The sequence below is a fragment of the Brevibacillus borstelensis genome (genome assembly GCF_037834415.1).
GTDB lineage: Bacteria > Bacillota > Bacilli > Brevibacillales > Brevibacillaceae > Brevibacillus > Brevibacillus borstelensis_A.
Genome location: NZ_JAUMSJ010000061.1, coordinates 1 through 12,538, shown reverse-complemented (window position 1 = coordinate 12,538; position 12,538 = coordinate 1). Strand labels below are relative to the sequence as shown.

Sequence of the window (12,538 nt, the reverse complement as noted above, 5' to 3'; positions counted from 1 at the left end):
GAAAATAGACCCATGCTAATGGGTACGCATTTATACCACCTGATTTATTTTTTCAGTAAAAGCTATTATTGACTAAACAATATTATTAAGCTATGTCATTATACGAATAACCTCAAATGGCTCATATAAAACTATGAAAAATAGAATGATAAAAAAAGCCTATTTCTTTAATAGTTACTATTTGAGTAAAATCTATTACTGTAAGGCTTATCCAAGGAAGTGTACCAAGTCGCTGCTTAATGTGCAGGAAGAATCACCGAAAAACAAAAAGCACTCGGCCCTAATCCGACGTCAACTCCAGCAATGTCGGCTTTACCCAGCTATACTAGGGCATATTTGCCAATTTCATGCTGCGAGGGAGTTTTCTGACGTTTTATGATTTCACTATTCAAATGGACGTTCCGGGTCGAATATCATGTTACGAAGGATTAAGGAAAGCCTTATCTTCACGTTTTCACTTGCCGCCACAAATTAACAGAGACAGAGGCAATCATTTACAAGCTTTCCCGAAGAACAGCCTTTTTTGTTTTCGCTAGACGTTCAAGCAATCGTACCACTTCCGTTGCACTATCATGGGAAGCAAAATCTGACTGAATGACTTTTGCTTTGCTACGATAAGCTGGCTCTTTTAGTACCTTTAATATAGCTTCCTTTAATTGAGAACTGCTTGGGGTACTGGTTTTAAGATTAACCCCTGCACCGAAGTATTCAATACGACCACACACTTCGGGTTGATCGGATAAAATCCCTGCGGCCACAAGAGGAACGCCATGGGATAGTGCGACCTTGACACCATTAAATCCACCATTAGTGACCATGACATCAACATACGGAAGCAGGAGAGAATGTGGGATCATGCGCTCTACACGTACATTGCGCGGTATGTCCCCCAGTTTTTCTGGATTTGGCGTAGTAACGACAACAAGTACATTCTCATCCGCCATTGCCCTAATTGTCGGCAGTGTCAGTTCCTCAACATCCGTAGCAACTGTCCCTTGAGTTACATGAACGACAGGCTTGCCTGAGCTAAGCTCTGACCACCATTTGGGAGGTATGAAGTCTGTGGGCATTGGAGGTAGCATAGGTCCAACATAGTGAAGTTGAGATGGGATTTCCTTATATGGATATTCAAATGCTGCTGTTGTGCCATGTAGATGCAAGAATGGAGACATAAGACAATCAAAAGCGGTTTTACCTTTAGGGAGCTCAGGCCCTTTTATACTTCTAAGATCGTTAATCATTTTTTTAGTAACATCTTTTAACATAACGTGAGTCCCGATCCAATTTATCATACGATTGTTAAGCCTTCCAAGAGCATTTTTAGCGGGAGGTTTTCCAGATCCATGCATGGCGCTTTCTTCGGTTCTCAAAGGAATCATTCCTATGCTTGCCCAAACCGGACCTCCTTTTTCATGAAAAAGGTAAGCTCCCAGACTACACATGTCAACAATTAATACATCTGCAGGGAAGTCTTTTATAATCTCCTGATAATCTTTCATCTGACCAAGCATGGGGTCGACGAATAAGCTTGTCACAGCAGCATTTGCTGCAGCAAGGCCCTTTTCCTGTTTATCTATCGCACTTTCAATAATATCAGGCGTATGCTTGAATGGTACAAAGCTGGCCCCGGTGGCTTTTATTTTCTCTTCCATTGCCGGTCCTGAATGCCATACTACTTGATGCCCTTCTTCAACCATTTTCGTTGCAGTTGTCAGGATTGGATTTACATGTCCAGTAGCAGGCATCGTACTGATTAAAAATTTTGCCATTACTTTACTACCTCCTATATATTCGTAATGTTTCAAACATTTAATTTAATATAGTAGCGGGTATGCAGTTCATTTTTGCAAAATTCCTTAATGTCCTGCAACATATTCTTCATCCGCATTTGCAGAAGCATCAAGCTTCGATCCTCCCATATAAAAGGAAATAAAAAATGCAAGAGCAGCGGGAATAATCGCCCATGCGAACGTAAGCGTAATCGAGTCGGAAAGCATGTTTTTAATTTGGTCCAAAATTTCGTGCGGAATGTGTTCACGCGCTTCCGGTGAAAGCAGTATATGCGGGTCTTTGATGTCAAGATCTTTTGGCAATTGTGCATCTTTATCACTCATGGATTGAAGATAATTCGCCAATTTATTCGAAAACAGCTGGCTTTGAATAATGCCAAACGTCGTTATTCCGATAGTCATGCCAAGCGAACGAATAAATGTAAGTGTGGAGTTCGCAGTTCCCCGTTGTCTCGCCACTACTCCGTGAATGACAGCATTGCCAAGCACAGAAAACGACGATCCAATACCCGATCCAATTAAAATCATGGTTAATGTAATTAACCATCGTGTCGAATCACTCTTAAGGGTCGATCCAAGTACTACACCGGCGACTAACATAAGCAAAGTTGAAATCATAACATTTCTATACGGTACTTTGGTTATCACAAAACCGCCAATCATTGCAGTCACGACAGAGGCAAGCATCATAGGGAGCAGCACAAGTCCGGAATCCGTTGCTTTCCCCCCAAAAACACCTTGAATAAAAATCGGCATGTATACTGAAGCGACGATGAACGCCGCACTGCTAAATAAGGAAATTAGGATACTTGTTGTATACAAACGGTTTTTGAACAAACTGTAAGAAATGATTGGTTCCTTTACCTTTGCCTCGATAATAAGAAACGCAATCGCTAACAAGATAAACCCTGCGAATAGTCCCAAAATAGCAGCAGAGTTCCATGCAAACTGTTTACCGCCAAGTTCCATCGCGAATATCAGGCAGACGACTGCACCAATAAGAGTAAACGCACCACCCCAATCTATTGGTTGCTTCGAATGCTCGTGCGATTCTTTGTAAAATAGCACAATCATTAATACCGCCGTTACACCCACAGGGAGGTTAATGTAAAATATCCATTGCCATTTGATATAGTCCGTAATGTACGCGCCAAGCAATGGTCCAAATATGCTCGAAAGGCCGAAAATGGAACCAAAGATGCCACCAAATTTGCCGCGCGATTCAAACGGAACAACATCAAGCATGATTGTAAAAGCGATTGGAATGATGGCTCCTGCGCCGATACCTTGAATAGCGCGGTATAGCGCCAGTTCCGTTATGGAACCCGCTGTCCCGCACAAAGCAGAACCTATCATAAATACTAAAAGACCAAAAACGAAAAATCTTTTGCGACCATACATATCTGACAGCTTGCCGAATATCGGTACGCCGGCCAATTCTGCAACCATATAGGCCGATGTAACCCAAACAAATTTGTCTAACCCTCCAAGCTCACCGACGATAGTGCCCATAGCAGTTGCGACTATTGTGTTATCCATTGACCCCATTAAAATACTAAGTAAAAGTCCTGCAATGACGATGCCTAAGTTACTCTTTTTTCGTTTCATGATAGTGCACCTCTTTTTATCGAAGTAGGCTTGTTATATGACCTTTACATGATCAAGGCTTGCTTTCCTTTTAGTATCGCTTACGTCACTTTATCCATCGTTGCACCATCAAATACGGCGTCCTCCAAGTTAATGCATTTAAAGGAGCACCCTGTTAAATCAGATTGACTAAAATCAGTTGCTTTCAGGTTACTATAGTCAAACGTTCCATATTTTAGGTCCGTTGCTTGAAGATCAGAATTTTTCAAGTCGTATTTGGTTAAATCCATTCCTTTTGCTGTTACATCTTTGTTTGTCATGCGAAACCCCATCTTAATACTTCCCTTCATTTTTTGAAATTTACTCCTCCTTGCTGGTCAATCGCTTCGCAATATCACGGAGCCACTCATCGTTCCAGAAGAGGGAGCCATTCCTGATATCCTCGCTGGCAGAACGAACCCATTCTAATTCTGCTGCTATTACCGTTTTTTGATATTCAGATTCCAGCATAAACAGTCTTGGAATGATATTCTTGTAGGTTTGGAGATTATTATCGATCTGATGTACTGTTTTTTCTAGTACATCTAACCTTTGCTCGAGTTTTTCTAGGGCATCTTGCGGAGACAATAAACTGATATACGATATTGCAACCGGGAAATTAGGAAACTCCTGTATTGGTGTAGATAGCACCTCACGAAGCCATTCTATTAATATTTCTCTTCCTTCCTTAGTTACTTCATAAACAGTTCGATCAGGTTTTCCGGTTTCTCGCAACGTCTCTTTAACAGAAATTTGTCCGTCCCGCAGTAGACGCTCAATGGTTTGGTAAATACTCGCACGCTGGCGTACGTTAATTATTTGATCCTTTCCTCTTTCTTTGATGAGCTGCTGCATTCGGTACGGGTGCATCGGTTCTTCTGCAAGAAGTGCTAGTATGGCCATGGCTAGTGGGGAGCGTTGTGTTTTTATTGTTTTTTTCATAGTCATAATATTACTAGTTATAATATTACGTTGTCAAGAGCTATACTCACATCCCCTTTAAAACATACCGAGTAGTCGGTTTGTTTTAATCGAAAACAAATGTCGGGAATAATTCGAGTGAATTTTCAGTGGTAAAGGAGGAAAATTCTCAGTCAATTTGGCGCGTCTGCATGCGTAATAATGATGCAAGAGTACAAACATCGGTTCCGTGTTCTTGACACAAAACAATCATGTTGACGAAGACGTAGAAACAGCAGCAGCCCCGGAATTAAAGTCCTAAGCTGCTGCTGTTTTTAATGCTCTTTCGTGTCCTGTTAATCCTCTGGATTTTCCCAATTCTGCTCTAAAAGGGGTACCGCCAACAAAACGCGGAAACGTAAGCAAAGTAAAAATAATGTCAGCGTTACATGAAAATGAGTTAGCTAAGATACTATGAAACATATCAGCCGGTAATTCAAATATCAACACGACTCTACTCTATACGAATACGGATAAAGCCATACTGAAACGCAAAATGGAACTTTTATAACGGAAGGTGCTTTTCGATGAGGGGTAAAGAGCTATTGACGGCAGAGGAGCCAGAGGAGCTTATGCAGATCCGGTCAAGCGGGAAAGAAGTAGAACATGCCATCCTGAAAATCACCGCTTGTATAGGTTCTCTCAAGGAAAAGATTGCTGAAAATGTAGCTGAAAAGCTGGTCATATATTTAGTCCTTAGCGTCTCCATTATGATTCGCCATATAATAAACCACGATATAATGCAAACTGCCTTGTTTAGTTGGCTCCTTTTCAAAACGATTGATGCTATACCGCTCCCCCATCTTTTCAATAAAACCCGGATTAGCGTGATAGTTTTTTTCCAGAATCTTATAATGTGAATCTGACGGTGATAGAATTTTTCTAAAAAGCTCATCATTCCCCTCAACTGCTGCATGAACATATTGCAACGCTAGGTCATCCGCTGCTTTTACATCGGCCGATGGCTTGCCGCCGGATGATCCGCATGTGGCCAACAGAACCCCGCTGCCAGCAAAATAACGCGCGGCGTTCCTCTTCTTTGATCCGCAAATACATTTCCCGATGCTCAGGTAACAGAAATCTCATTGAACCAAAAATATCGTTCTTTTTACTCCCCACGTTTTCAACCGCCTCAACTGGAACGTATGTTTCTATATTATCCTCGGTGATCCGTTTTATCACCTCCACTTTGTGTCCATAAAACATTTCCTGTAGTTAACCATGAGTATTTAATCTTTCCTTCTTGGGGCTAATACGCTTGATCTGCCACTCATCTCCTTGTTACCACTTGGCAAAGACATCGCGCATAGCATCCGAATGACGTTCAACTTCATCTCTAGCCACGGTAGGAAGACCGATTTCAAGGGCATAACATATGGCCCAGTGGGATTTAATACTTCCCTTCAAGATTTTCTGCAAAGTATGATTTCCTAGGCGATGTCTCAAATAGTATCGATATCTAAGAACTCGGCTTTGAATACAATTATACATTTCAATGATATAAGGATTTCCGGAAGCACTAACGATACAACTATGGAATTCGTGATCGCAAGTTTCAAAACCATCCAGTTCAATATTATCTACAATTTTTTCATAATCCAGCGCCAACTTTTTCAGTTTTTCGAGGTTTACACGATCAATCACTTGAGATGCAAGGTAGCTGGCATTGCTTTCAATGACAATTCTAGCTTGAGTTATTTGCAAGCAGTCTTCGGGTGTAATTAATGCAACAAAGGGATTCTTGCCACTTTCTTTGATAACCAGTCGTTCATTAATTAGTCGTTCTATCGCTGTTCGTATGGGTGAACGGCTAACTTCCAATTGTTTCGCAATCTGTGCCTCATTAATTCTCGTTCCTGGTAGCATTTTCATTGTAATAATCATTTCAAGCAAAAAATCATAAACCAAGTCACTAAGCACAGCAAATGGCTGTCCTTTGATTTTTTCATGAAATTTGTTAGTTTCCATAGACACCCTCCTATCTTCTATATTTTATCAAAATTTTATATTCTTATATGATTTTTTTCAATAAAACTGAAATTTAGATAGGTTGATGTATAAAACTATGGGAATTTTATAATTCAGCAAATTATGATAGGGGATTTTTTGCCATCTTTAGGATCGGAAGCATTTTTCCATCTATAGGAAAGGCAATAAGTGGACAGAGAAACGAATCCCTGTCCACCCATGTGAATCTTAAAAATACTGGCCTTCGTTTAGAACAATCCGTTCTGACAGGCACTCCAAGTCATTTGTTTCCCAGCCATTATCCACATTGCCCACCCACTCTATTTGCGAACAATTCGCTCCAGTGCTTCCAGAAATGCTTCAACCTCGTATTCGGTGTTGTATGGAGCGAGTCCCGCCCGAATCCAACCACCGGAGCTATTGACACCTAATTTGTCTGCAAGGGTGGTAGCATAGAAGTCTCCATCAGCGATAAAAATTCCATACTCCTTAGCCATCGTCTCACATACCTGACGCGGGCTCATGTTAGCCACTCGGAAAGCAACAGTTGGAGTCTTTTTGTACGGCTCCGGTGCTGCATACATTGTCACGCCAGGCAACACAGGTAACTCTTTGCGAATCTTATCTGCAAGATAGTTTTCATGCTCTTCTACAGTGAGCATGGAGTTAACAAGCTTCTCACGTAACGTGACACCCCGCCCGAGTGTAGAGATAAAATGAATCGCTCCATTAACTCCCGCAATACCTTCATGATTTTGGGTGCCGTTTTCTAATTTTTCAGGTATGTACGTGGGTGCGGGTTGTAGCTTGTAAGGCTCTAGGCGCTCAAACAGGTCATTTCTGATTGCCGCAATACCGACATGTGGTCCAAAGAACTTATAAGCAGAACATAGAAGGATATCCGCACCGAGTTCGTCACGGTCAATCACAATGTGAGGTGCGGCGTGAACCGCGTCTACTGCGACAACTGCGTTTACTTCCTGAGCTCTTTTGGCAACCTTGTTGACATTGGATACTGTGCCAACAGCATTAGAAGAGAGGCCAAGTGCGACTAACTTTGTTTTCTCAGTAATCACGCTGTCTAGCTCGTCCAGGTTTAAAGTCAATGTTTCCTTATCTACAATCAACCACTTCACATGTACCCCACGATCTCGAGCAGCTAACAACCACGGATCAACATTGGCGCGATGGTCAAGTTCGGAAACCACTATTTCAGATCCTGGTTCCCAGGTGCGGGACAATGCCCGGGAGATGGCTAAGTTCAGGGTAGTCATGTTTGCTCCAAATGCTATCTCTTGAGGTTTTGCGCCTAGGAAAGCGGCGACCGTTTGTCTAGTTTCAGCAATGATTGCTTCCGTTTCGTGACTGCTTGGAAATGAACCATGAAGATTTGCTCCACCACGTATCATATAGCTACTAATTGCGTCAATTGATGATTTCACCGCCTGGGAGCCGCCTGGTCCATCAAAATATACTACTCGCTGTCCCTTGTAGGTACGATTAAGTGCGGGAAAATGTTCACGAACCTTCTCAACATCAAAATGTCTTTCCATCTTTGTCAACTCCATTCCAATTTACTTTTTTGAATCACCACAGAAACTGCTCATTAAGGAAAGGCCGGCTGAACAAGGAGTGTGTACATCCATTGAAAATTTAGTAAATAGCGGAAAATAATTCACCCAAACGTTTCATGCCCTCCTCAATTGTTTCCGGAGTATTTGAAGAGAAATTTAAACGTAAGGATTTTCTGCCATCTTCAGGATTTATATAAAATGGTTTTCCTGGAACAAAGGCCACCTTATGTTGTTCTACTGCCCTTTCTAATAATGCTTGAATATTGGGCTCACCAGGCAATTCTGTCCATATGAAAAGCCCCCCTTCTGGTTGGGTATATTCGGTACCACTAGGAAAGTATTTCTTAATACCCTCTTGCATTGTATTCAATCGCGCTGCATACATTTGTGTAATCGCTTTCAGATGCTCTGATAATAACCCGCGATTTAGAAATTCTGCACACACTACCTGTGTTAAATTAGTAGTATGAGTATCAGCACACTGCTTTGCAACGGTTATTTTTTGAATGATTTCTGGCTCTGCCAAAATTGTACCGACACGCAAACCAGGTGAGATAATCTTAGAAAAACTATTTAAAAGAATGACATGCCCAGTCTGGTCAAAGGATTTAATCGGCGGTAATGCTTCACCTTTGTATCTTAAGTCGCAATAGGGATCATCCTCCATCACCATCATATTGTAGGCAGAGGCTAGCTCAGCAATTTTTTTACGTCGTTCCAAAGGTAATGTTTTTCCAGTAGGGTTTTGAAATGTGGGAATAGAATAGAGCATTTTCGGATGATGTTTTTTTATCTTTTCCTCCAAATCTTCCATTATCATGCCATGTTCATCCGTCTCAACAGGAACGCATTTGATAAAATATTTCTTGAAAACCATTAATGTACTTAAGAAAGTAGGAGATTCTACTAATACAACGTCACCTGGATCAAGAAATACATCGGTTGCTAATTGAATGCCCTGTGTTGCTCCTGTGGTGGTTATTACATTTTCTAATGAGGCTTTCACACCCTTTGGATAAGCGATGTGCTCTAAAAAGGCTTCGCGGAAAGGCTTCCAACCTTCTGTAACGCCATACTGAAGGACTTGGTGTCCATTTTCTTGCAATGCTTTATCTATGATGTCTTGAATGGTATCAATTGGAAATGACTCGTTTGCAGGACTTCCTCCACCAAAGGATATGATCTCAGGGTCTGCCATTAATTTCAAAATTTCCCGAACTGGACTTGCGGATACCTCTCCCATGCGCTTTGCAAAATTATACATAATTACGTTCCTTTCTTTTTACTGTATCAAGCTGTGTGTTTTTTTTGACAATCAACTTCGGGTTGTTTTAATGCTACTCCATTTTCCCCTTCGAAAAGTCTTCCCCACCCCGTAATTACAGCAAACAGGAAGACTAAGAAAAGGGCGATAGGATGAATCGTACCTACTGGTATTAACATTGGATTAATGGGTTGAATAAATGAGAATTCTTCCACTAAACTATTCATATTTGCATTGGTAATAATGATAAATAGACTGCTGAATGGTATTAAAACTGGAATTGTAGATGCAAATCCAGATAATAGGTTTCCTCTGCGATAAGGATGGAGATGCTTCTGTTTTCCTAACTTGTCTGTTAGGGGCCCAAACATAAGACAAGCAGGTCCGTTGGCACCACCAAGACAAATACCAGAAAGGGTTGTACCCATCATAATAATGATCTCTGTCCCTCGTGTGGTAGACGCTAGTTTACTGTTTGCCAAGCGATTAATGATTTCATTCATAGTACCGCTTTCTTCGAGAACACCCATAATCCCAAACAATGGTATTAGGAACGCGATGGTGCCTATGACGCTGCGAATGCCATTGATCAGAAATCCATCTAAATTGCCGTCTTTTATAGTAAAGATATCGGCCACCTCAAGAATACCAAGAGGCAATGCAACAGCAATTCCGGATAAAGTCCCCATCGTAACTGCTAGATATATGTTCTGACTTTTCACGGCTACGAACAACAAGATGACCACTGGTATTAACATGATTAACCCACTTGGGTCGGAATATTGTTTGATTAACTCTTGTCCAACATGATCAATCTCTTGACCTGAACCTCCAAAAATCAAGAAAAGTACAATGGAGATCAATCCCGCTACCAAAGCATAGCGTAATCGTGATAGAACCATTCCTCCAATTTCTGCAAAACCTTCTTTTCGGGTATATTTTTGGGTAGCACAAGAGGCAATCGTAACGTCTGAAATCGGGCCTATGCTATCGCCAAAAATAGCACCACTTAAAATAGCTCCTGCTAAAAAAAGCGGATCTGCGCCTAATAAAATGCCGGCAGGGTAAAGGAGTGGAAAAGCAGTAGCCAGTGTTCCAATTGAAGTTCCGGTTATGGTTGCTAACAAACTGGCAATTATAAATGTAAAAACGGTAAAAAGGGCGCCTGTTAAGTGAAGTTGCACACCCACCCAGACGAAACCTTCCGCCACACCAGCGAGGGCCATCATTTTTCCGAAAAATGAGACAACAAACAAAATTAGTATTAATGTATTAGCCATTTCGGAAGACATTCCTTTGATAACGCTTTGCCAATACCCTCCAATGTTTTTCGCAAACAAGCTACCGATGATAAGCGCCACAAACCCGCCCATAGCAAGGACGTCCATTTCATAAATACGAAATACAACAAAGAAAAGAATACAAGCTACCATAAAAATAAACAGTGGTAACAATGATAGCCATCTGCTCACTCTAAAATCAACAGAATACTCTTTTTGTGCCAGCATAGTAGATTTCTCCTTTTCTTGTTTTAAAATCCAACATTATATACCTCTTACTTCTTTGATAATCGCCTTGAATCCATTGATATATACGGCAGCATCCATGGTTATAGCAACGCCATCAAATCCATTAGCTACATATTTTTTCGCTGTGTTGGAATCGGCCGCATAAATAAAAGAAAATTTTCCCGCATCTTTACATGCCTTGAAAATTCGGTCAATGGCCATTACAAAATCTGGATGTGTAAATTGAGCAGGTATTCCCATTCCAATAGAAAGATCATACGGCCCGATAAAAATTCCATCAACTCCATCGATATTGACAATTTCTTCAATATGATCCAAGCATCCTTGCGTTTCACACTGAGGAAGAATCATTGTTTTTTCATTGCAAGTATTGAAGAATTCATCCATGTTCATTGTGAAACTTTCAAACCCATAACCGGCTGCCCTGGCATAAGTAAAACCGCGTTTACCTGTAGGGTAATATTTTCCGTATTCGACTAATTGTTTTACTTGATCAATCGTTTCAATGCAAGGCACAACGAGGCCCTTTGCACCTACATCTAACATTTTAAGAATGGAAGACCTCGAACCATCTTTTACTCTTACCAATGGTGTGATACCTCTTAGCTCTGCAACACGAATAAAATCCATAGAGCTTTCTACATCAAAAGGACCATGCTCCGTATCAATAACTAAAAAATCTAATCCGGAAATACCCAAACACTCTACTGCTGTACTACCACCAAGTTCAAAAAAAGTTCCTAGAACTGATTCGCCATGGAGCATTTTTTCTTTCATTTTGTTTTCCATTAAAATTCCCCTTTGATAGAGCATCATTTGGTAATCGTTTTTATAGGCCTATAATTGATTATGGAGTTGCCTTAAAAGTGTGTCAAAATTTCGACAAGAAATGACCTTCTTCTAAGATATTGTTTATAACAAAAGACAATATTTTAAAATCATACATAGATTGATTCATATAAAAAAACCAAGGTGCAAGCCAAGTAACAGAATAGTAAAAAAACAGGTACGAATGGGGCTCTAAACTTGATAAGATTATGTTTTCCAAACAAAAAGATCCGTACATGTTATACGGATCTTACCTACTCATTTATGCTCTTTTCATTTTTGGAGGGTTTCCCTCATAGACTGGTCTTCTATCCTTGCTGATAATGTTTCTTCAATAGTCCGACGAGCTGCCGATAATGAACTACATACATATGCCCTTGGCGATGTGAGCTGACTACGGTGCATCCACGTTGCCGCAGCCCTTGACGCAATTGGTGGTGCTGCCTCTTTGCCCAACGGTAAAGATCTTGGAATAGCCAATCAAATACCTCATGATAAGAAAGCTTCAGTCGTAAGGTACGAGCCTGACTGAGGTCCACCTATAGATTCTGCCAGATTACATGTAATCTCTTCACTATTTTCATTGGTCAATCTGTTCTGACGGAGCTAACGAGGAACCGAGCTTGTGTCCAAGATAATTAATGGCTTTAATCTGCACTTCGCTCAAAGGTATATGTCAGACTCAAGTTATACCTCCTATCTACTACCATATAGATTTCGACTATCGTGCCCGTTAGAGTAATGTTGTATGTGACCAATGCTGCTACCGATCAAGGAACATTCCAATAGGTCTTAGCAACCAGATATCATTTGCGCACGCTATCGTATACCGAATCGAGATATACGATAGCAGCTTGCTCGGCTTCTTCCTTGCGTATCAATCCTTCAGTATCTTTACGCAATCTTCTGTAGATCTCTATAGAGACCTTCATCGCATGGTAACAGCTTGTGGCGTTGTGGAGCGGAAGCGTCTCTTTAAGCTCTTCTATTTCGTGAGCG

At 41.0% G+C, this 12,538-nt stretch carries 10 protein-coding genes and 1 pseudogene; all 11 read right to left on the bottom strand.

Annotated features, from left to right (window positions below):
- Positions 1 to 494: 494 nt before the first annotated feature.
- Positions 495 to 1,769, bottom strand: a complete 1,275-nt coding sequence (locus Q3F21_RS26210; RefSeq protein WP_340259418.1) for a glycosyltransferase — start codon at positions 1,767 to 1,769, stop codon at positions 495 to 497.
- Positions 1,770 to 1,856: 87 nt separating this feature from the next.
- Positions 1,857 to 3,398, bottom strand: coding sequence for a DHA2 family efflux MFS transporter permease subunit (locus Q3F21_RS26205; RefSeq protein WP_340259416.1), 1,542 nt, complete (start codon positions 3,396 to 3,398; stop codon positions 1,857 to 1,859).
- An 80-nt stretch (positions 3,399 to 3,478) separates the two neighbouring features.
- Positions 3,479 to 3,709 (bottom strand): pentapeptide repeat-containing protein, encoded by a 231-nt coding sequence (locus Q3F21_RS26200; RefSeq protein ID WP_340259414.1) that lies wholly within the window; start codon positions 3,707 to 3,709, stop codon positions 3,479 to 3,481.
- Between the two features lie 28 nt (positions 3,710 to 3,737).
- Positions 3,738 to 4,358, bottom strand: a complete 621-nt coding sequence (locus Q3F21_RS26195; protein WP_340259412.1) for a PadR family transcriptional regulator — start codon at positions 4,356 to 4,358, stop codon at positions 3,738 to 3,740.
- 707 nt (positions 4,359 to 5,065) lie between these two features.
- The gene (locus Q3F21_RS26190) at positions 5,066 to 5,371 is read right to left on the bottom strand and encodes a hypothetical protein (protein WP_340259410.1); all 306 of its coding nucleotides are present in this window, start codon (positions 5,369 to 5,371) and stop codon (positions 5,066 to 5,068) included.
- A 286-nt stretch (positions 5,372 to 5,657) separates the two neighbouring features.
- Complete coding sequence (locus Q3F21_RS26185; protein ID WP_340259408.1) at positions 5,658 to 6,344, bottom strand: GntR family transcriptional regulator; 687 nt, start codon at positions 6,342 to 6,344, stop codon at positions 5,658 to 5,660.
- A 320-nt stretch (positions 6,345 to 6,664) separates the two neighbouring features.
- On the bottom strand, positions 6,665 to 7,897 hold the full coding sequence (locus tag Q3F21_RS26180) for a cysteine desulfurase-like protein (protein WP_340259406.1): 1,233 nt from the start codon (positions 7,895 to 7,897) through the stop codon (positions 6,665 to 6,667).
- 100 nt (positions 7,898 to 7,997) lie between these two features.
- On the bottom strand, positions 7,998 to 9,182 hold the full coding sequence (locus Q3F21_RS26175; RefSeq protein WP_340259404.1) for a PLP-dependent aminotransferase family protein: 1,185 nt from the start codon (positions 9,180 to 9,182) through the stop codon (positions 7,998 to 8,000).
- Between the two features lie 26 nt (positions 9,183 to 9,208).
- The gene (locus Q3F21_RS26170; protein ID WP_340259402.1) at positions 9,209 to 10,690 is read right to left on the bottom strand and encodes a Na+/H+ antiporter NhaC family protein; all 1,482 of its coding nucleotides are present in this window, start codon (positions 10,688 to 10,690) and stop codon (positions 9,209 to 9,211) included.
- A 36-nt stretch (positions 10,691 to 10,726) separates the two neighbouring features.
- Positions 10,727 to 11,500: an HpcH/HpaI aldolase family protein gene (locus tag Q3F21_RS26165; protein WP_340259400.1), complete on the bottom strand. Its 774-nt coding sequence runs from the start codon at positions 11,498 to 11,500 to the stop codon at positions 10,727 to 10,729.
- Between the two features lie 845 nt (positions 11,501 to 12,345).
- Positions 12,346 to 12,538, bottom strand: a pseudogene (locus Q3F21_RS26160) (oxalate:formate antiporter); the annotation flags it as partial.